Here is a 23,201-nt window from a genome sequence, read left to right on the forward strand (position 1 = left end):
TTAAATTTATACCTTATTTATTGACTATGTGCTATAAATAGTATTAGAATATATATTTATTCGTACTTATTCTAGAAGGGGGTTTTGTGATGAACTTATCTTTTATTAAAGATTCGGCCTATGAAATGTTTGTGACACTAATATATATATTAAACTTTTCTGCAGTGTTGCATCTTATATTTAGAGAAAAAAGAGATACTCAAACTACAATGGCATGGATTCTTATACTTTTAACTATCCCTGCTGTAGGTTTTGTATTATATATTACTTTTGGACATGGAATCTCTAAAGATAATATGTTTAAGATTAAAGAAGAAGAAGATAGAATTTTAAAGGATAATATAGTTAACACTCACGCTAAATTAGAATGCGACAACAATCTAGATGCTAGCTTAGTAGCTAATAGAGATATTATTTATGCTCTAGCTAATTCTAACTATGCACATTACTCAACTAATAACTCTGTTGATATATATGAAAAACCTAATGAATTTTTTGATTCTCTATTAGATGAATTGAAAAAGGCCAAGGAATATATAAATATACAGTTTTATATATTTAAAGATGATGACATAGGAAATAAAATAATAGATATTCTATTAGAAAAATTAAATGAGGGTGTAGAAGTAAGACTTTTATATGATGCAGTAGGAAGTAGACTATTCTCAGATAGATCTATAGATAAGTTAAAAAAAGCTGGTGTTAAAGTTGGCTGCTTCTTCCCTTCTTTTATGAAAGTAGTAAACTTCAACTTAAACTATAGAAATCATCGTAAAATTGTTGTTATAGATGGCAATGTTGGTTTTGTTGGTGGGAATAATGTTGGTGATGAATATTTAGGTAAAGACCCTAAATTTGGTTACTGGAGAGATACTCACCTTAAACTTACAGGAGAATGTGTAAGAGATTTAAATATTAGATTTATGCTTGATTGGAGATTTACAACTCAAGAAAATTTAGATATGGATAAATATTTCATTCAAAAAAATACTATGATTCCAACTGAGACTTCTTGTGACAACGTCGGTGTTCAAATTGTATCTAGTGGACCTGATATAACAGAATTAGATGAAATAAAATATGGATATATGAAAATGATTCAAGGAGCTAAAAAGTACCTTTATATACAAAGTCCTTATTTTATTTTAGATAAAACTTTAGTAGATATACTAAGAGTGGCATGTTTATCTGGTGTTGATGTTAGAATAATGATACCATCTAAACCTGATCACCCATTTGTGTATTGGGCGTCTTACTCTTATGCAGGTGAGTTATTAAAATTTGGTGCAAAACTGTATACTTATGATGAGAATGCATTTTTACATGCTAAGACCATAGTTATTGATGATACTATCTGCTCTATTGGTACAGCTAATATGGATATAAGAAGTTTCGAGTTAAACTTTGAAGTTAATGCATTTATGTACTCTCCTGAAGTTGCTAGAAAACAAAAGAAAATATTTGAAAATGATATTTTAAAATCTAAAGAAATTACCTTAGATATATATAATTCAAGATCAAATATAGTGAGAATAAAACAGTCTATTTCTAGACTTTTATCTCCTGTATTGTAATAAATAAAAGTATGTATTGAGTTGTAACTTAATTCATACTTTTTTATTTTATCTATATTGATAATATGCTTATTTATTAATATAGATATTTTAAAATGTATAATCTAATTTAAATAAAGTATTGATAATATTAATTATATATTTACTACTTTTTTGCTTCACTATATATTTTTAGATTATTCAAAATATTCTAGCATTAATTCTCTAATTTTTAACTTTTTAACTATTTTATATATTATAATATAATTATCACATCTTTACTAACATCGTAATACCCATCTAATTTTTCACTTTAGATTTACTGATTTAACATATTTCCAAGGGGTATATTTTAACTTTAGTTAACTTTTTTGCATAAAATAATATAAAATCTACTATTATAAGATAAGTATTATTTTATGAAGTTAATTTTTTAATAAAACTCTTATTATGGCTTAAGGTTTTATTAATTTAAATTTTTTATACGATAAGGGGGATTTGTATGTGTGACTTTTATTCACGTAACAAGCATTTATTCGATCAATTAGACAATTTCATTGATTCTCTTGATACTAGAAAAGGCGCTTTAATCCAAGTACTACACCATGCTCAAGGTATATTTGGGTTCTTGCCTAAAGAAGTACAGCTTTATATAGCTAAAGCTTTAAATATTGCTCCATCTAAAGTATACGGTGTCGTTAGTTTTTATTCTTACTTTACCACTGAGCTAAGAGGTGAATATAAAATAAGTGTCTGTTTAGGTACTGTTTGCTTCGTTAAAGGTGCAGATAAAATTTTAGCACAATTTGAAAAAGAACTTGGTATAAAATCTGGAGAAACTACAAAGGATCTGAAGTTCTCTCTTGAAGGATTAAGATGTGTTGGTGCATGTGGCCTTGCTCCAGTTGTTGTGGTAAATGGTAAAGTTTATGGACAAGTTAAACCTGAAGATGTTACTAGTATCTTAGACAATTATAGAGAGACAGAAGTAAATTGCTAAGGGGGAAAATAAATGAATAAGATAAAATCTTTTGAAGAATTAAAAAGTCTGGTTGCAAAGTATAAACCAGCCCTTGATATGAGAGAAAATCATTCTAAAGAGAACTTAACAAAAAGAGAATTATTAGTCTGTGGAGGTACTGGATGTACTTCCGCAGATAGTAATCTTATAATAGAAAATTTGAGAAATGAAATAAAAAATGCAGGTCTTGAGGATCAAGCTGAAGTTCACCTTACAGGATGTTTTGGATTCTGTGCTAAGGGTCCAATAGTTAAGGTATTCCCTGATAATGTTTTCTATGTTCAAGTAACTCCAGACGATGCCAAAGAGATAGTTGATACACATCTAGTTAAAGATGAAATTGTTGAAAGATTATTATTTGAAGAACCAGCCCTTGGCCATAGAAAGGTTGAAAAACATGATGATATGTCTTTCTATAAAAAACAATCTCGTGTTGCCCTTAGAAATTGTGGTCATATAAATCCTGAGAATATAAATGAATATCTAGGATGTCAAGGATACGTTGCACTTGGTAAATGTATAAATGAATTAACACCAGAACAAGTTATCGAAGAAATGAAAGCTTCTGGTCTTAGAGGTAGAGGTGGTGCCGGTTTCCCTACAGGAATTAAATGGGAGTCTACTGCTCAAACTCCTCCAGGCCAAAAGTATGTTGTATGTAATGCCGACGAAGGTGACCCAGGTGCATTCATGGATAGATCTATACTTGAAGGTGACCCTCACAGTGTATTAGAAGCTATGGCTATATGTGGCTATGCTGTAGGTGCTGATACAGGTCATATATACATAAGAGCTGAGTACCCTCTTGCAATAGAAAGGTTAAAAGTTGCTATATCTCAAGCTCAAGAAGTTGGTCTTCTTGGAGATAACATATTAGGTACAGATTTTAACTTTAATATAGACTTAAAGTATGGTGCTGGAGCATTCGTTTGTGGTGAAGGTACTGCCCTCATTAATTCAATAGAAGGTAAACGTGGAGAGCCTAGAATGAAGACTTATAGTTCTTCTAAGCGCGGTTTATGGGATAAACCAACTTGCTTAAACAACGTTGAAACTTTTGCTAATATCCCTGCAATAATAAATGAAGGTGCTGAGTGGTTTACTAAATACGGTACTGAAAACTCTCCCGGAACTAAAGTTTTCGCACTTGGTGGAAAAATAAATAACGTAGGTCTTGTTGAAGTTCCTATGGGAACTACCTTAAGAGAAATAGTATATGAAATAGGTGGTGGTATACCTAACGAAAGAGAGTTTAAAGCAGTTCAAACTGGAGGTCCATCTGGTGGATGTATTGCATCTAACAACCTTGATACTCCTATAGATTTTAAATCATTAAGCTCTATAGGTTCTATGATGGGGTCAGGTGGTATGCTTGTTCTTGATGACTCTGATTGTATGGTAGATATATGTAAATTCTTCTTAGAATTTACTGTGGAAGAATCTTGTGGTAAATGTACTCCTTGCCGTATAGGTAATAAGAGATTACTTGAAATGCTTACAAAAATAACGGAAGGTAAAGGTACTTTACAAGATTTAGCTGATTTAAAAGAATTGGCAACAACTATAAAGACTACTTCTCTATGTGGCCTTGGTAAATGTGCTCCTAACCCAGTTTTAAGTACACTTGATAACTTCTATGATGAATATGTTGCTCACGTTGTAGATAAGAAATGTCCATCTGGAAAATGCCAAGCACTTCTTGATTACATCATAACTGATGACTGTAAAGGATGTACTAAGTGTTCTAGAATTTGCCCTGCTGGATGTATATCTGGTAAACCTAAAGAAAAACATGTAATAGATGTTTCTAAGTGCTTAAAGTGTGGTGCTTGTATGGATAGCTGTAAATTTAATGCTATCATAAAGCAATAAATTTAGTTTTGTTGGGGGGATAAAAATGAGTTTAGTTAACTTAACTATAAATGGCAAGTCTGTTTCAGTTCCTAAAGGCAGTACTATTTTGGACGCTGCAAAAGAAGTAAATGTTCAAATACCTAACCTTTGTCACCTAAAAATGAAAGAAATAAATATGGTTAACCAATGCGCATCTTGCCGTGTATGTATGGTTAGTACCGGAAGAGGTTTGGTTCCTGCTTGCGGTACTTTAGTTAAAGAGGGTATGGATGTTCAAACCAATACTAAAGAAGCTTTAAAGGCTCGTAAAAATGTTGTTGAATTATTATTATCAGACCATCCTCAAGATTGTTTAGTTTGTGAAAAAAACGGAAATTGCGAACTACAAAGTATAGCTGCTGATTTAGGTATAAGAAAAATCAGATATAAAGGTGAACAATCAACATCTCCAAAAGACACTTCGACAGAATCAATAGTAAAAGACCACGACAAATGCATCTTATGTAGAAGATGCGAAACAATGTGTAATGATATACAAAGCGTAGGAGTTTTATCTGGCATAAATCGTGGATTTGGCACAGAAGTTAGTACTTTCTTCAATTCTGATTTATGCGAAACTGAATGTACTTTCTGTGGCCAATGTATAGCAGTATGCCCAACAGGAGCTTTAACAGAAGTAAATAATATACCTACTGTATGGAATGCCTTAAATCAAAAAGAAAAAACTGTAGCAGTTCAAGTTGCTCCTGCTGTAAGAGTTGCTTTAGGAGAAGAATTTGGATTAGAGCCGGGTACTATAACTACAGGAAAAATGGTATCTGCATTAAAAGCCCTTGGCTTTAAATATGTATTTGATACTAACTTCTCTGCCGACCTTACTATATTAGAAGAAGCTTCTGAGTTCTTACACAGACTTAAAGAAGGTAAAAACCTTCCTATATTAACAAGTTGCTGTCCTGCTTGGATAAACTTTGTTGAGAAAAACTATCCAGAATTTCTAAATCTTCCTTCAAGCTGTAAATCACCACAAGAAATGTTTGGAGCTATAGCTAAAAATTATTTTGCTCCTAAAATTATAAATACAGAACCAAAAGATATGTATATTGTTTCAGTAATGCCTTGTGTAGCTAAGAAATATGAATGTTCTAGAACTGAATTAGGTCAAGAAGAGGTTCTTGATGTTGATGTTTCTATAACTACAAGAGAACTTTCTAAAATGATAAAAGAAGCAGGTATAGATTTCTTAACATTAGATGAAAAAGATTTTGATAACCCACTAGGTGAATCTTCTGGTGCTGCTGATATATTCGGGGCTACTGGTGGTGTTTTAGAGGCTGCTCTTCGTACTGCTTATGAATGGGTAACTGATAAAGAACTTGATGATGTAAACTTCACTCAAGTTAGAGGTATGGAAGGTATAAAAGAAGCTAGTATAGATATAGATGGTATTATTGTAAATGTATGCATAGCTAGTAGCCTTGGAAATGCTAGAAAAGTTATGGATGAAGTAAAAAATGGAAATTCTAAGTATCATATAATAGAGGTAATGGCTTGTCCTGGTGGATGTGTTGCTGGTGCTGGTCAACCATATCATCATGGTGATTATGATGTAGTTAAGAAAAGAGCGTTAGGTTTATATAATATAGATAGAAATAAAAAGCTTCGTAAATCTCATGAAAATCCTGCTATAGTTGCATTATATGATGAGTTCTTAGGAGAACCTTATGGAAAAATTGCTCATAGGTTCCTTCATACTCATTATTTTGATAAGAGCTTAGTTTATAATGTAGATAATGGAGAATGTACTTGCATGAAGGAAGCTGATGCAACAATTTAATCTAAATTAGTAAATTTTTAATATAAGTGAATTGAGCTAATTAAATAATATTACTCAATTCACTTTTTTATTTACATGCTATAATATTTTACAAATAAAAAGTGTAGATAAGCTTATTATATATTCCTACCTACACCATATTTTTAAATATTTTTACTTAGCACTTCTTAGCATCTATAAGTTGAGATAATTTCTTGGTAAACTCTTGTGCTGCATCGTATCCCATTCCCTTTTGTCTAAAGTTCATGGCTGCAACTTCTATTATCATAGCTGTATTTCTACCAGGTTTAACTGGTACAACTAACTTCTCGACACTTACTTCTAAAATTTCTTCAAATTCCTTGTCTAATCCTAATCTATCATAGTATTTATCTTCATCCCAAGCCTCTAAGTGTACTACTAAATCAATAGTTTTACTATTTTTTACAGCGCCAGCACCATACAGGCTTCTCACGTCTATTATACCAATCCCTCTTATTTCTAAAAAATGTCTAAGTAACTCTGGGGATTGCCCTAAAAGTACACTTTCATCTAATCTTCTTATTTCTACTGCATCATCGGCAACTAATCTGTGACCTCTTTGAACTAATTCTAAAGCTGTCTCTGATTTACCAATGCTACTTTCTCCCTTTATTAATACTCCTATACCATATACATCCACTAATACACCATGTAATGTAGTATGAGGTGCCATTCTATCATCTAAATAATTTGATAATCTGTTTATAAATCTAGTTGTATTTCTCTTTGTGCTTAAAATTATTCTTCCATACTTCTTAGCATATTTTATGACATCAGAATTAACTTCCAATCCTCTTGTTACTATAAGTGCAGGAATTTCATAAGAAAATAATTTATCTAGTACATTTTCTCTTCTTTCTGCATCTAAATAACTAAAGTAATTATATTCTGCTCTTCCTATTATTTGAATTCTATCATAAGCAAAATGTTCAAAATATCCAGCATATTGTAATCCTGGCCTATTTACATCCTGAGAATATACATAGTACTCTTTATTATCAGGCATATATACTACTTCTAATTCTAAATCCTTTATAATTTCTTTGATTGAAACCTTATCGATGAAATTCATATTATTATCCCTTTCTGAAATAATTGTAAACATTCTCACAGGCTGCTCTATTCATTCCTTCCACTTCTAATAATTCTTCAATGCTAGCTTTTTTTATAGATTCTATATCTTTAAAGTGATTTAATAGAGCTTTTTTTCTTTTTTCCCCTATTCCTTGTATATCATCTAGAACTGATTTTGTCAAAGATTTATTTCGTAAACTTCTGTGATATGTTATAGCATAATTATGAACTTCTTCCTGAATACTTGCGACAAATCTATACAAGTTAGATGTTTTATCTAGTTCAATCTCTTTTTCCTGGGAAATAAGTCCCTTTGTTCTATGTTTATCGTCTTTATACATTCCCCAAAGAGGTATTTCTACATTATGTCTTTCCAAAACTTTTTTTACTGCACTAACTTGTCCTTTTCCTCCATCTAAAAGAATTAAATCTGGTAAATCTCCATACTTCAATCTTCTTTCTACTATTTCTGCCATAGAATCAAAATCATTGGGACCTATGACTGTTTTTATTTTATATCTACGATATTCCTTTTTATCTTTTTTCCCATCAGTAAATACTACCATAGAACCAATAGAATCTACACCTTGTATGTTTGATATATCAAAGGACTCTATTCTTTTTGGTCTCTTATCTAATCCTAGTATATTCTTTAACTCGTCTAAAGCCCCAATACTTTTTTCGTATTTTCTCTTATTCATATCAGAGAATTTTTCAAGATATTCTACAGCATTTTTTCTTACCATTTCTACTAAATTTTTCTTTTCTCCTTTTTGAGGAACTCTTATAGTAACCTTTTGCCCCTTTTTAGCAGATAACCATTCTTCTAGTATAAAACTGTCTTCTATTTCATCTTCTATTATTAATTCCTTTGGTATATACTCTTGTTCCATGTAAAACTGCTTAACAAAGGATGATAATATAGATGCTCTTTCGCTTTCCATAACCCCTTCTAGTATAAAATGTTCTCTACCTACTATTTTACCATTTCTAATAAAGAATACTTGGACACAAGCTTCATCATGTGCTCTTGCCATTGCTATAACATCTTGATTTAAATCTGATGTAGTAGCATCTATCTTTTGCTTTTGCATCATTTCCTCTAAACTTCTAATTTTATCTCTATACATAGCTGCATCTTCAAAATTAAATTCCTTAGCACATTTATTCATTTTTTCGGTTAATATTTCGATTAATTTTTCTTCTTTACCTGATAAGAAAAGTATTATTTCTTCTATCATTTTATTGTATTCTTCCTTACTTACATTTCCTGTACATGGGCCTACACATTTTTTAATATGTAAGTTTAAGCAAGGTCTAACATTATTTCTTATAGCCTTTTCTATGTCTATATTACAAGTTCTTATTGGATAAGTATTTCTTATTATCTCTAATGTGTCATTCACTGCTGTTGTATTAGTATATGGACCAAAATACCTTGCCTTATCCTTGAGTACTCTTCTAACTTTTAATACTCTAGGGAAATCTTCATTAGTTGTTACCTTAATATATGGGTATGTTTTATCATCCCTTAATAAAACATTATATTTGGGTCTATATTGCTTAATTAAATTACATTCTAATATAAGTGCTTCTAATTCTGAATCTGTAATAATGTACTCAAATTTATATATATTCTTAACCATAGACTTTACTTTTGAAGGATGATTTTTCGATGACTGAAAGTATTGTCTTACTCTATTTTTTAAAGATACGGCCTTTCCTACATATATAATATTATCAAACTTATCTTTCATTAAATATACACCAGGTTGTGCTGGAAGCTTCTTTAAATGATCCTGTATATCAAACAATTTATTACCTCCACATTTATAATTTTCATATTAGAATTATACCCTAAAAAAATAAATTATTCCCATAGATTATTTTATTAAAATTAAAAGCGTAGATATAAAACAGTTAAAAACAATTTATATCTACGCTTTAGCAAAATCAATATATTTACTTTTAAATTTTTTAAATTATTTATTAATAAAGTATTTAAGTTACATTATAAAGCTTTTAATTTATTTTATTTAGAAGCTCCTCTTCCACCATTTACTTGTAAGAAGAATGTAGACGCTTGACCGTAGTTGTGAACTTCCTTACTATCTTTATATTTATCAACAAAGTCAGAATCTAATAGACATCTATCTATTTGACCATCTTCATATAAGTTAACTGAAGCACTAGTTTCTTTAACTACTTTAGTATTTATAGTATCTAATTTGATTATATCTTTATTCCAATAGTTAGGATTTTTCTCCATAGTATATTGGTCTTCTACTTTCCAATTTGTTAAAGTAAATGGCCCATTATATATTTGGGTATCTGCTGTAGTACCATATTTATCTCCCTGAGCTTCAACAAATTTTTGATTTTGTGGGAAGAATACTTGGAATGATACTAATTCAGGGAAGTAAGAAACTTTTCTGTTTAACTTAACTTCTAATGTATAATCATCAACAGCTTTAACTCCTACATTTTCTGAACCTTTATCAGCCGCTTCTGCTGCCCCTACTATATCATTCATTATGTATCCGTACTCAGATGCTGTATCAGGGTTTAAAGTTCTTTTCCAAGAATACTCAAAATCTTTAGCTGTTACAGGGTCTCCATTTGACCATTTAGAATCTTTTCTTAACTTGAAAGTCCAAGTTAATCCATCTTCAGAAACTTCCCAAGACTGCGCCACACCTGGCTCAACTTTACCATCTTTATCTATTCTAGTTAATCCTTCCATAGTGTTATTCATAACTGTGAAAGATGAAACGTCTGTTGCTTTACTTGGATCCATTGTAGGTATATCTGAAGTTATATCTATATTAAGAACTTTTTCTGGTTTATCTACATCTGCATATCTATAGTCATAGTCAGCTCCCCAAGAATAATTTATTATTCCTGAAACATAAGGCTTCTCTAAATAAGTTCTTCCTTTTTGTTGAATTGGAGCTAAGAATCCATCAGATAACATTAATTCTTCTGCTTGTGCGTATTTTTCATATGCTTCAGTTGTAGTTTCTGCTTTTGTAGCTTCATCTACTAATTTATTAAATTCATCACTATTATATCCAGTTTGCTTAGAGAATTGGTTTCCAGTTTGCATTGTTTGTAGGAACGTTAATGGGTCTGGATAGTCAGCTCCCCATCCTGAGTAAGCTAAGTCAAAGTTTCCAGCTGTCTCCTCTGCTAACTTTTGCTTGAAAGGAAGATTTTTAACTTCTACATTTAATCCTTCTAATGCATCAGATAATTCTGCTTGGATAAATTCACCTGTTCTTTTTCCTGAGTCATGGTCGAAAGTTAATAACTCAAGTGTAACAGTATCAAATCCAACTTCTTCTTTAGCTTTTGCCCATGCTTCTTTAGCTTTTTCTTCATCATAAGTTACACCTTTACCTTTTGTATACTCTGCGTAATCTTTTCCGTTGTCAAATGCTAAGTTAGATGGTGTAAATGTATCAGATGCAATTGATCCATTATTTAATATAACATCACATAAGGCTTGCTTATCTATAGCCATAGCTATAGCATTTCTTGCATTTTTATTTGCAAGAACTTCTTCTGAAGTAACTTCTCCTCCACCATTAGAACTAGAACCTCCTGTGCTACTGCATCCAACAAGTAAACTTGAACTTATTAATGCTATTGTTGCTAATACTGATATTTTTCTTTTTAAAAACATAATAAACATCCTCCCCTATATCCAATTTATAAATAAACTCATATATTTAAAGTTTATTGTATAACATATTTTAATAAAAATCATTTGTTTTTTTAAATTTTCTGATTTTTTAATCAAAAAAAATTTTTTATATGAAAATATTAATTTTAACTTGAAAATACTTTATTATGCTACTACAATTAAAATAATAAACAAGCTCGAAAGGCGGTTCCAATATGAAAAATACTTTTCAACTTCTTGCAATTAATGCTATTATCAGTTTATTATATTCAATTATCAACAAATTTAGTGCATATTCATTTCTAAATTGTGCATTTATTGTTGGTATGTTTTATTTCCTTTTCGGATTATTATGTTTCGTTTGGGAAAAAGGATTTTTTAATATAACACTTTTCTCTTTTAATAAATTAAGTCAAGAATTCCAAAAAAGAAAAGGTGTATTAACAGAAGATATTAACATGACAATTGAAGACTACGTTAATAGAGAAAATAGCTTTTATCTTACAAATAGTTTATTAATATCTGGTTTACTAATATCAGCAACTACTATTGGTATAAGTTTTCTGTTTATATCATAATTATATAAAACTAAATTAATTATTATTCTTAGATTTTATATCACTTAAAGCTAGTGATTTTAATTAAAAATATAAAAAAAAAGGGGGGGTAGCGATGTTTCGCTATGTATTAAAACGTATTGCATATATGTTTATAACTTTATTTATAGTCATATCAGTTACATTTTTCTTGGTAAGACTTCTTCCAGGCAGTCCATTTAATGAACAAAAGTTAAATCCTCAACAAATTGCTAGACTGGAAGCTACTTATGGATTAGATGACCCTGTTCCAGTTCAATATGTAAGATATCTTACAGGAGTATTCAAAGGTGACCTTGGCATTTCATTTAAACAATCTAATAAGAAAGTTGAAGATATCATTGCCAGTCGTATAGGCCCTTCTGCTATGTTAGGTGCTCAATCTTTAGTTTTAGGTACCTTCATAGGTTTAGTACTTGGAATTGTCGCTGCACTTAAGAGAAATACTATTTGGGACTATACTTGTACTATACTTTCAGTAATAGGAGTTTCGGTTCCATCGTTTGTATTTGCAGCTTCACTCCAATTGTATATTGCAAGTAAACTAAAAATACTACCTATAGCTTGGGGGGTTCCTTTAGGTTCAGATTTTAGATATGTTTGGACTATTCTTCCATCAATTGCACTTTCATTTTTTACAATATCAAATGTTGCCCGTTTTACTAGAACAGAACTTGTTGAAGTTCTAAACTCTGATTATATAATTACTGCTAAAGCGAAAGGTTTAAAAAAATCTACAGTTATCTTAAAACATGCTCTTAGAAATGCATTAATTCCTGTTATAACTATATTAGGCCCTTTAGCTGCAGGACTTCTTACAGGTTCTTTAGTTGTAGAAAAAGTTTTTGCTGTCCCTGGTATAGGCGACTTATTAGTTAATGCTATATCTATAAATGACTTATTCATAATTTCAGGGGTTGCTATACTTTATAGTGCATTCTACATAGCAGTTATATTAATAGTAGATATACTTTACGGTGTAATAGATCCAAGAATCCGTTTGGCAGGAGGTAAATAAAATGGTTGATAAAGTAATAATTGATGGTCAAGAAGTAGAGTTAACAGCGGATTTATTTGAGCCTACTCCTATACAGTCAGGAGATAATGAAGCTATTACTAGAGAAAGTCTGACTTTTTGGCAAGATGCTCGAAAAAGATTATTTAAAAATAAAGGGGCTGTAGTTGGATTAATAATACTTTTTACTATAGTGTTAATGGCTATATTCGCACCTATTTTTTCTAAATATGATTATAAATCTCAAAACATAAGAAACGTTAAGATTCCACCTAAAATGCCTATAGTATCTTCTTTAGGTATAATGGATGGTAAAGATTCAAATGGCGTTGACGTTTATGCTGAAAAAAATATAAAGGAAAATTATTTATTTGGTACAGATGCACTTGGACGTGATATCTGGACTCGTACGTGGACTGGTGCTAGGGTTTCTTTATTCATAGCAGTCTTAGCAGCTGTTTTCGATTTACTTATAGGTGTTGCTTATGGTGGTATATCTGCTTACTATGGAGGGAAAGTAGACCTTGTAATGCAACGTATAATAGAAATAATTACAGGTATTCCTCAGTTGGTTATTGTTACACTTTTCATAATGGTATTTAATCCAGGTATATTATCAATTTCTCTAGCAATGGCCGTATCTGGATGGACTGGTATGGCTAGAGTTGTTCGTTCTCATGTACTTAGACTTAAAAATCAAGAGTTTGTATTAGCTTCTAAAACTTTAGGTTCTTCTGATTTTAGAGTTATTTTTAAGCATCTTTTCCCTAATGTTATTGGTCCTATTGTGGTAATGATCATGTTCTCACTACCTCAAGCAATATTTTATGAAGCATTTTTAAGTTTTATAGGGTTAGGTCTTCAACCACCTCAAGCATCACTTGGTGTATTAATAAATGAAGGATTTAAATCATTACAAAGCTACCCATATATGATGTTTATCCCATCAATAGTAGTTTGTTCTTTGATATTTGCTCTTAATTTATTAGCTGATGGTCTAAGAGATGCTGTTGACCCTAAAATGCGTAATCAATAATTAGTAAGGGAGATGAGTTGATTGGAAAAATTATTAGAAGTTAAAAACCTGTGCGTCAGTTTCAATACCTATGGTGGAGAAGTTCAAGCTGTTAGGGGAGTTACATTTGACTTACATAAAGGTGAAACACTTGCTATAGTTGGGGAGTCTGGATCTGGTAAATCTGTTGCTTGTAAAACTATAATGAGAATACTATCTGCAAATGGTTACATAAAAGATGGTGAAATATTATTTAACGGTAAAGATTTAACTAAACTTAGCGAACCTGAGATGGAGAAATTAAGAGGTAAGGATATTGCAATGATATTCCAAGATCCTATGACTTCTTTAAATCCTACTATGACTATAGGAAAACAAATAATGGAAGGTATTATTAAGCACCAAGGTCTTAGCAAAGAAGAAGCTAAGGGTAAAGCTATAGAGCTTATAGATTTAGTTGGTATATCTGAGCCTGAAAAAAGGTTTAAACAATATCCTCATCAATTTTCTGGTGGTATGAGACAACGTATAGTAATAGCTATATCTTTAGCTTGTAATCCTAAGGTTCTAATAGCAGATGAACCAACAACTGCATTAGACGTTACTATACAAGCTCAAATATTAGAGCTTATGAAAGATCTTCAGGAAAAAACCGGGGCTGCCCTTATTTTTATAACTCATGACCTTGGAGTTGTTGCTAATATGGCTGATAGAGTTGCAGTTATGTATGCTGGTAAAATCATAGAGCATGGAACAACTAACGATATATTCTATAATCCTCAGCACCCGTATACATGGGGACTTTTAGGCTCTATGCCGACTTTAGATATAGGAGATAATGATTTATATAATATACCTGGAACTCCTCCAGATTTAATGCACCCTCCTAAAGGAGATGCATTTGCTCTTCGTAGCGATTATGCTCTTAAAATAGATCACTTAGCTGAGCCCCCTATGTTTAAAGTTAGTGATACACACTATGCAGCTACATGGCTATTACATCCATTAGCTCCAAAGATTGAAAGACCTGATAACGTAGGTAGAAAGAAGGTGAAAGCAGATGAGTAAAAAAGTTTTGTTAAAAGTTAAAAACTTAAAGCAACACTTTAAAATAGATAGAAATACTACTGTTAAAGCTGTTGATGATGTTTCTTTTGAAATATATGAAGGGGAAACATTTGGTTTGGTTGGGGAGTCTGGATCTGGTAAATCTACTACTGGTAGAGCTATAATAAGACTTTATGATCCAACCAGTGGGGAAATAGAATTTGATGGAAAAAATATATCTTCTAAAAAATTAAAAAAAGATGAGAAAAATCATGTAAATAAAAATATGCAAATGATATTCCAAGATCCTATGGCCTGTCTAAATCCTCGTATGACTGTTACTGATATAATTGCCGAAGGTTTAGATGTACATGGCCTATGTAAAACTAAAGAAGAAAGAAGAGATAAAGTTTATGAGCTATTAAAAACTGTAGGACTTAATGAACAACACGCTAGTAGATATCCTCATGAATTTTCTGGTGGGCAAAGACAACGTATAGGTATTGCTCGTGCTCTAGCTATACAACCTAAATTTATAATCGCGGATGAGCCTATATCTGCACTAGATGTTTCTATTCAAGCACAAGTTGTTAACTTACTTAGAAAACTTCAAAAAGAAAATGGCTTAACTTATCTATTTATCGCTCATGACCTTTCAATGGTTAAATATATAAGTGATAGAATAGGGGTTATGCATAAAGGCAAGTTAGTTGAACTTACTACTGCTGATGAATTGTATGAAAATCCACTTCATCCTTATACTAAGTCTTTACTATCTGCTATACCTTTACCAGACCCTGATTATGAGAAAAACAGAGTCCGTATAAAATACGATCCGAGTATTCATGACTATTCTACTGAAAGTCCTGAATGGGTAGAAATAAGACCTGGACATTTTATATATGCATCAAAGTCTGAAATAGCAGATTACGAAAAAGAACTTTCTGCAAAAGAAAGTACTAGTAATTAATTCCTCTTTTTCATATAGAGCTATCTCCTTTGTAGATAGCTCATTTTGCTGTTTTTAAACTATATAATTCATATTATACAATCTACTATTTTACTAAATTTGATTTTTAGAATTTATTTTAAAAAGGAGTGTTTTAAAATAAATTCTAAAAATTATTTTAAAACATTCCTTTAGTATTAATCTATATAATTACACCTATACCAAGTACTACTATTGCAAGTACTGATATCATTATTATTAATGGCGTTACAAATTTTAGCCATTTATCATAAGTTACATTTACCATAGCAAGCGATGCAAGTATTAATCCTGTAGGAGTTATAAAACTTATAAGTCCTTGTCCAAATTGATATGCACTTACTATTACGTCTCTGTTTACTCCAACAACATCTGCAAGAGGTGCCATTATAGGCATTGATAAAACTGCAAGTCCTGAAGATGAAGATATAAAGAATCCTAGTAATATATAAACAAAGAACATTACTGTTGAGAATACTATACCACTCATATTTGATACTACATTACTTAATCCATATAGTATAGTGTCACTTATCATACCACCATCCATTATTATAGTGATACCACGCGCAAGACCAATTATTAGTGCAACTCCTAGTAAATCCGCTGCCCCTGCAACAAATTCAGAAACAAATTCTTTTTCACTAAGTTTTGCAAATATAGCTAGTATGAATGTTACAAATAAGAATAATGATGTCATTTCTTTAAATGACCATTTTAATTCTTTTACACCATATACCATTACAACAAATGATAATGCAAATATTAATAACATTAATTTTCTTCCCCATGTAAACTCAGGTACATTTTCTTCATTATGACCTTTTAGGAAGTGATCTTCTAATTCTTTCTTTTGTGAATATATTAATGATTGACTTGGGTCTTTTTTTACTTTTTCTGCATATTTAACTGTGTAGAATATACATACTGCAAGACCTGCAACTAACATAAATATTCTTAAAGGCATTCCACTTGTAAAATCAATCCCTGCTGTATTTGATGCTATAACTGTAGAGAAAGGATTTACTGTTGATGCCATTGTTCCCATACAAGAACCAAGGTATATTGCTGCAATTGCTACTAATGCATCATATCCTGCTGCCAAGAATATCGGCACTACTATTGGATAAAATGCTATTGTTTCTTCTGCTAATCCAAAGCTTGTTCCACCTATTCCTATTATTACTGTTATTATTACTATTAACCAAGCTTCTTTTCCTTTTAAATTTCTTGATAAAGCACTTATACCTGCTGTAAATGCTCCTGTTTTATTTATTACTCCTACTATACCACCTATTACAAGAACGAAAGCAATTATATCTATTGAATCATATAAGCCTTGTATAGGTGCATTTAAAAATGTTGTTAATGCTTTAAATACTGTTGGTTTTTCTTTTGGTAGTTGTTCATAAGTCCCTGGTATTGCCACTGGTTTACTTATAGAACCATCTGTAAATTTACTTAGATTAGTTTTTACCCCTAGTTCATCCAGTGTTTTTTGAGTTGCTTCTTTTTCTGATACTTTACCTGTTGGTGATTCTATTACGAATACGTTTGCTTCAGCATCATAAAGTAATTTTGAATACTTTCCTGAAGGTATTACATAAGTAAGCCCTAATACTAATAGCATTACTATAAGTATTACAGTGTAGGCTGTTGGAAATGAGAATTTAGATTTCTTTTTTGCTGACATATAAATCATCTCCTTTTTTGTCTAAGTTTCTCATTTATTATTTTAACATATTTTTACATATATGTTAAATTTCCCACAATTCTAAATATTGCTTATATAGTTTTAGCCAATATTGCAATTAAAATTACAATATTGGCTAAATAAATAATTAATTTTATTAAAATTACTATATATTCTTTTGAATTCACTCATCCACGTCTGTTACTTAAAATTCACTGAGTTCATTTCGTTTATTTATTCAAAATATTTCTTTAAGAACATACCTGTGTAAGAACCTTCAACTTTAGATACTTCTTTTGGTGTCCCTGTGGCAACTATTTGACCACCTTTATCTCCACCTTCAGGTCCTAAATCTATTATGTAGTCACAAGTTTTTATAACATCTAAGTTATGCTCTATAACTACTATTGAATTACCTGTGTCTGCTAATCTTTGAAGTACTTGTATTAACTTGTCTACATCTGCCATATGAAGTCCTGTTGTAGGTTCATCTAATATATATAAAGTTTTACCTGTTGGTCTTTTACTTAATTCTGTAGCAAGTTTTATTCTTTGAGCTTCTCCACCCGATAATTGTGTAGATGGTTGTCCTAATTTTATATATGAAAGCCCAACATCCATTAATGTTTCTAGTTTTCTTTTTATATTAGGTATGTTTTCAAAGAATTGTAAAGCTTCCTCAACATTCATGTCTAATACATCAGCTATTGTCTTATCTTTGTATTTAACTTGTAATGTCTCTCTATTGTATCTTTCACCCTTACATACTTCACAAGGTACATATACATCTGGTAAGAAGTGCATCTCTATTTTTATAATACCGTCACCTTTACAAGCTTCACATCTTCCACCTTTTACATTGAAACTAAATCTGCCTTTTTGATATCCTCTAGCTTTAGCTTCATTAGTTGATGCGAATAAATCTCTTATCATGTCAAATACACCTGTATAAGTTGCTGGATTTGAACGAGGTGTCCTTCCTATTGGACTTTGGTCTATATTTATTATTTTATCTATATTTTCTATTCCTTTTATTTCTTTATGTTTTCCTGGTCTTTCTCTTAATCTATTTATCTTTCCAGCTATTCCTTTGTAAAGTATATCATTGATTAATGTACTTTTCCCAGAACCTGAAACTCCTGTTATACAAGTAAATTTACCTAGAGGGAACTTTACATTTATATTTTTTAAGTTATTTTCAGTAGCTTTAACTATTTCTAAGTATTTACCATTTCCTTCTCTAGTCTCTTCTGGTATAGTAATTTGCTTTTTGCCGCTTAAATATTGTCCTGTTATAGAATCTTCATTTGCTAATATTTCATCTAATGTCCCTTGAGCAACTATATTACCTCCATGTACTCCAGCTCCTGGACCAATATCTACTATATAATCACTTTCTCTCATTGTATCTTCATCATGTTCTACTACTATAAGAGTATTACCTATATCTGTAAGATGTCTTAATGTTCCTATCAATCTATCGTTATCTCTTTGATGAAGTCCTATACTTGGTTCGTCTAGTACGTATAAAACTCCAACTAAAGCTGAACCTATTTGAGTAGCAAGTCTTATACGTTGTGCTTCTCCCCCTGATAAAGTTCCTGCTTTTCTTGATAGGTTTAAGTAGTCTAATCCAACATCTCTTAAGAAAGATGCTCTTCCTCTTATTTCTTTTAGTATTTCATTTGCTATAAACTTTTGCTTTTCACTTAAATTGATATTTTCTATATAGTCTATAAGCTCATTTACCGAAAAGTTAGTTACATCCATTATATTTTTATTATCTACTAATACTGATAATACTTCTTTTTTAAGTCTTGCTCCTTTACATTTTGGACAAGGAGTTTCAGCCATAAATTCTTCTATTTTTTCTCTTGAGTATTCTGAATTAGTTTCTCTATATCTTCTTTCTAGATTAACTATTACTCCTTCAAATGGAGCTCTATATTCTCTTCTTCCTCCAAACTTTGACTCAAATATAAATTCAACTATTACATTATCTTTTCCATAAAGTAATTCTTGAACAAAGTCTTCAGGCAAATCTTTAAATGGTGTATCAAGTGATACGTTAAAGTGTTCTGCTAAACTCCTAACCATTTTACTGTAATATGTATCATCACTTGTGCTTACAGAACCCCAAGCAGCTATTGCACCTTGTTTTATAGATAAATCTTTATTAGGTATAACTAAATCTGGGTCTACTTCTCTACTTTCTCCTAAACCATTACAAGCATCGCAAGCTCCAAATGGACTGTTAAATGAGAACATTCTTGGAGATAATTCTTCTATACCTACTCCATGTTCTGGACAAGCAAATTTAGTTGAGTAAAGTATTTCATCTCCACCTATTATTTGAGCAATAACAAGACCATCAGATAATTTTATAGCTGTTTCTATTGAATCTGCTAGTCTAGCCTCTATCCCATCTTTTATAACTATTCTATCAACTACAACTTCTATATTATGTTTTTGATTTTTATTTAATTCTATATCATCTGTAACTTCATAGTTTTCTCCGTCAACTCTAACTCTGACAAATCCTTCTTTTTTTATATTCTCTAGTATCTTTTTATGAGTTCCCTTTTGACCTCTTACTACTGGTGATAATATTTGAAGTTTAGTTCTTTCTTCAAATTCCATCATTTTATCAACAATTTCTTGGACTGTCATTTGGCTAATTAATTTACCACAAGTAGGACAATGTACTTCTCCTACTCTAGCAAATAATAATCTTAAATAATCATATATTTCTGTTACTGTACCCACAGTAGAACGAGGATTTTTAGATGTTGTTTTTTGATCTATAGATATAGCTGGTGATAATCCTTCTATATATTCTACATTTGGTTTTTCCATTTGACCTAAGAATTGTCTAGCATAAGCTGACAAACTCTCAACGTATCTTCTTTGACCTTCTGCATATATAGTATCAAAAGCTAAAGAAGATTTACCAGATCCTGATAATCCAGTAAATACTATAAATTTATTTCTAGGAAGTTCTATATTAACATTTTTTAAGTTATGCTCTTTTGCGCCTTTTATTATGATTTTATCTTCCATTAATTTCTATCCTTTCCTCTAATTCTTTTACCTTATCCCTAAGCTCTGCCGCTCTTTCAAATTGTAAATTTTGAGCTGCTTCCATCATCTCTGATTGTAATTTAGCTATATTAGCTTTTATTTCATCTATATCATCAGTTTCTTTAACTCCGTATATAACCTCTTCATCAGCAACTTTAGTAGCTTCTATAGAATCTCTAATACTCTTTTTAATAGTTGTAGGGGTTATATTATTTTCTTTATTATATAATGATTGTATTTCTCTTCTTCTTTTTGTTTCTTCTATAGCACTTTGCATAGATCTAGTTATTTTATCTGCATACATTATAACCTTACCTTCTGAGTTTCTAGCCGCACGTCCTATGGTTTGGATTAATGATGTTTCAGAACGCAAAAATCCTTCTTTATCTGCATCTAATATTGCTACAAGAGAAACTTCTGGAATATCCAACCCTTCTCTAAGTAGGTTTATACCAACTAATACATCAAACTTACCTAATCTTAGATCCCTTATAATCTCTACTCTTTCAAGAGTATCTATATCCGAATGCAAATACTTAACCTTTATACCAATTTCTTTAAGGTAGTTGGTTAAATCTTCACTCATTTTCTTAGTAAGAGTTGTTATTAAGACTCTTTCATTCTTTTCAATTACATTATTTATTTCACCTACTAAATTATCTATCTGATTGTCTATAGGTCTAACTTCTATTATAGGATCAAGTAAACCTGTTGGTCTTATTATTTGCTCTGCTATAGTTGTTGAATGTTGTATCTCATATGGTCCTGGTGTTGCAGTTACAAATAATATTTGATTAATATTTTCTTCAAACTCTTCAAAATTTAAAGGCCTATTATCATAAGCCGATGGTAATCTAAATCCATTATCTATAAGTGAGCCTTTTCTAGATCTATCTCCAGCATACATACCTCTTACTTGAGGTACTGTAACATGAGACTCATCAACTATTATTAAATAATCGTCTGGGAAGAAATCCATTAATGTATATGGTTTCTCTCCTGGCTTTCTACCTGTTATATGTCTTGAATAGTTTTCTATACCTTGGCAGAATCCTATTTCTTTTAACATTTCTATATCATATCTAGTTCTTTGGTCAATTCTTTGAGCCTCTAGTAATTTATCATTGTCTTTAAATTCATTTATTCTTTCTTCAAGCTCTTTTTCTATTTCAACTATAGCTTTTTCTATTCTTTCTGGTGTTGTTACATAGTGAGATGCCGGAAATATTACTACATGATTTCTCACCCCTACCATTTTACCTGTAACATAATCTATCTCTGTTATTCTATCAATTTCATCACCAAAAAATTCTATTCTTATAGCCTTTTCATCATTGCTTGCAGGGAATATTTCTAAAATATCTCCTCTAACTCTAAAAGTACCCCTAACAAAGTTAATATCATTTCTTTCATACTGTATGTCTATTAATCTTTTTATAACTTCATCTCTATCTTTTTCCATTCCTGGTCTTAGAGATACCATAAGTTGTCTATAATCTTCTGGATCCCCTAATCCATATATACATGATACAGATGAAATTATTATAACGTCTTTTCTTTCTAATATTGCTGCTGTTGCAGAGTGTCTAAGCTTATCTATTTCATCATTTATACTTGCATCTTTTTCTATATATGTATCACTATGAGCTACATACGCTTCTGGTTGATAGTAATCATAGTAACTTACAAAGTATTCTACTGCATTCTCTGGAAAAAACTCTTTAAATTCACTGTATAATTGAGCTGCTAATGTTTTATTATGAGCTAATATCAATGTTGGCTTATTTACGTTTTTTATAATATTAGCCATAGTAAAGGTTTTACCAGATCCCGTTACCCCTAGAAGAGTAGAAAACTTTTCATTGTTATTTATAGCATCTACAATAGACTTTATAGCCTCAGGCTGATCTCCCGTAGGCTTAAATTCCGATTTTAATTTAAATTCCAACAATATCACTCCTTTCTTACGAACATTCGTTCCTTGCTATTTAATTATAACATATATCTATATATATCTTGTGTTTTATTTATTAAAATTTACATAAATTATCTATTTATCGTAATATATTCTTTATATATTACCCACTATCCTACGATTTCAACCTTATTTACATATAAGTCTTTTAATGATATGAAATTTAACTTTTATTAAATGAATAATTATACAGTAGTGATGCTAATTTGAATCTGCTTATTTAAACTATTTATGGTATTGTTAAGGAGTGTGTATGTAATATACTTTAATTAACTATATATTGTAAAAAAATAAAGGTCTCTATGGGGGATAGAGACCTTTTTAAAATGGGGGAGATTGAGTAATTTATTTATATTAAGTTTTACATTATAATTATCTCCTGTCTTACAAAAAAGTATTCAAAAATACTTAGATATTTTTATAAATATTTTTCATGTAGTAAAAGGGGGTAAGATAATTGACTTTATTTACTCTTATAAATCCCAAATCTTAAATCATTTACTATTTTTATTGAATCTATTTTTTAATTACAACTATAATAATCATCATTTATAATTTCGTTATAAATAAAGAGAGATATGAATTTAATTCATATCTCTCTTTATATTTTTGTGTGTCTTTATCAATAAAAAAGATTACGTGGCTACGTCTTACTCTCCCAGGAGGTCGCCCCCCAAGTACCATCAGCGCTAAAGAGCTTAACTTCTGTGTTCGGTATGGGAACAGGTGTATCCTCTTTGCTATAA

The 23,201-nt window shown here is 30.7% G+C and carries 15 protein-coding genes and 1 rRNA gene; 9 read left to right on the forward strand and 7 right to left on the reverse strand.

The window, feature by feature from the left end; translation table 11 throughout:
• Positions 1–89 precede the first annotated feature (89 nt).
• The 4 genes from cls (at position 90) to I4U89_RS10065 (ending at position 6,265) form a co-directional block, all read left to right on the forward strand.
• Complete coding sequence (gene cls / locus I4U89_RS10050) at positions 90–1,574, forward strand: cardiolipin synthase (RefSeq protein WP_207744165.1); 1,485 nt, start codon at positions 90–92, stop codon at positions 1,572–1,574.
• A gap of 481 nt (positions 1,575–2,055) precedes the next feature.
• Entirely contained in the window at positions 2,056–2,553 is a 498-nt protein-coding gene (locus I4U89_RS10055) for an NADH-quinone oxidoreductase subunit NuoE family protein (RefSeq protein ID WP_195940238.1), read from the forward strand.
• 12 nt (positions 2,554–2,565) lie between these two features.
• Positions 2,566–4,446 (forward strand): NADH-quinone oxidoreductase subunit NuoF, encoded by a 1,881-nt coding sequence (locus I4U89_RS10060; protein ID WP_195940239.1) that lies wholly within the window; start codon positions 2,566–2,568, stop codon positions 4,444–4,446.
• Between the two features lie 25 nt (positions 4,447–4,471).
• Positions 4,472–6,265: an NADH-dependent [FeFe] hydrogenase, group A6 gene (locus I4U89_RS10065; RefSeq protein ID WP_195940240.1), complete on the forward strand. Its 1,794-nt coding sequence runs from the start codon at positions 4,472–4,474 to the stop codon at positions 6,263–6,265.
• A 157-nt stretch (positions 6,266–6,422) separates the two neighbouring features.
• Here the strand turns inward: I4U89_RS10065 and hprK are convergent, their stop codons facing one another.
• From hprK to I4U89_RS10080, 3 genes are all read right to left on the reverse strand, one after another.
• Positions 6,423–7,358, reverse strand: coding sequence for an HPr(Ser) kinase/phosphatase (gene hprK, locus I4U89_RS10070; protein WP_207744166.1), 936 nt, complete (start codon positions 7,356–7,358; stop codon positions 6,423–6,425).
• A gap of 4 nt (positions 7,359–7,362) precedes the next feature.
• The gene (uvrC, locus tag I4U89_RS10075) at positions 7,363–9,174 is read right to left on the reverse strand and encodes an excinuclease ABC subunit UvrC (RefSeq protein WP_195940241.1); all 1,812 of its coding nucleotides are present in this window, start codon (positions 9,172–9,174) and stop codon (positions 7,363–7,365) included.
• 218 nt (positions 9,175–9,392) lie between these two features.
• Positions 9,393–11,045: an ABC transporter substrate-binding protein gene (locus I4U89_RS10080; RefSeq protein WP_195940242.1), complete on the reverse strand. Its 1,653-nt coding sequence runs from the start codon at positions 11,043–11,045 to the stop codon at positions 9,393–9,395.
• A 215-nt stretch (positions 11,046–11,260) separates the two neighbouring features.
• Between I4U89_RS10080 and I4U89_RS10085 the strand changes: the two genes are divergently transcribed.
• From I4U89_RS10085 to I4U89_RS10105, 5 genes are all read left to right on the forward strand, one after another.
• Entirely contained in the window at positions 11,261–11,623 is a 363-nt protein-coding gene (locus I4U89_RS10085; protein ID WP_195940243.1) for a DUF3899 domain-containing protein, read from the forward strand.
• 94 nt (positions 11,624–11,717) lie between these two features.
• Positions 11,718–12,659 (forward strand): ABC transporter permease, encoded by a 942-nt coding sequence (locus tag I4U89_RS10090; RefSeq protein ID WP_195940244.1) that lies wholly within the window; start codon positions 11,718–11,720, stop codon positions 12,657–12,659.
• Position 12,660: 1 nt separating this feature from the next.
• Positions 12,661–13,692, forward strand: a complete 1,032-nt coding sequence (opp3C, locus tag I4U89_RS10095; RefSeq protein WP_195238098.1) for an oligopeptide ABC transporter permease — start codon at positions 12,661–12,663, stop codon at positions 13,690–13,692.
• A gap of 21 nt (positions 13,693–13,713) precedes the next feature.
• On the forward strand, positions 13,714–14,739 hold the full coding sequence (locus I4U89_RS10100) for an ABC transporter ATP-binding protein (protein ID WP_195940245.1): 1,026 nt from the start codon (positions 13,714–13,716) through the stop codon (positions 14,737–14,739).
• Positions 14,732–15,688, forward strand: coding sequence for an ABC transporter ATP-binding protein (locus I4U89_RS10105; protein WP_195940246.1), 957 nt, complete (start codon positions 14,732–14,734; stop codon positions 15,686–15,688). The genes I4U89_RS10100 and I4U89_RS10105 overlap by 8 nt, the downstream gene beginning before the upstream one ends.
• A gap of 181 nt (positions 15,689–15,869) precedes the next feature.
• On the opposite strand, the gene I4U89_RS10110 is transcribed toward I4U89_RS10105, so the two are convergent.
• The 4 genes from I4U89_RS10110 to rrf form a co-directional block, all read right to left on the reverse strand.
• Positions 15,870–17,399 carry a YfcC family protein gene (locus I4U89_RS10110; RefSeq protein WP_195940247.1) on the reverse strand — a complete coding sequence of 510 codons (1,530 nt, stop codon included), beginning with the start codon at positions 17,397–17,399 and terminating at the stop codon, positions 15,870–15,872.
• A 234-nt stretch (positions 17,400–17,633) separates the two neighbouring features.
• Positions 17,634–20,459 carry an excinuclease ABC subunit UvrA gene (gene uvrA, locus I4U89_RS10115; protein ID WP_195940248.1) on the reverse strand — a complete coding sequence of 942 codons (2,826 nt, stop codon included), beginning with the start codon at positions 20,457–20,459 and terminating at the stop codon, positions 17,634–17,636.
• Positions 20,449–22,428 carry an excinuclease ABC subunit UvrB gene (gene uvrB / locus I4U89_RS10120; RefSeq protein ID WP_207744167.1) on the reverse strand — a complete coding sequence of 660 codons (1,980 nt, stop codon included), beginning with the start codon at positions 22,426–22,428 and terminating at the stop codon, positions 20,449–20,451. The genes uvrA and uvrB overlap by 11 nt, the downstream gene beginning before the upstream one ends.
• A 664-nt stretch (positions 22,429–23,092) precedes the next feature.
• Positions 23,093–23,201: ribosomal RNA gene (gene rrf / locus I4U89_RS10125) — 5S ribosomal RNA — on the reverse strand; the annotation flags it as partial.

It is taken from the genome of Romboutsia sp. 1001713B170131_170501_G6 (assembly GCF_015668195.1).
GTDB lineage: Bacteria > Bacillota > Clostridia > Peptostreptococcales > Peptostreptococcaceae > Romboutsia_C.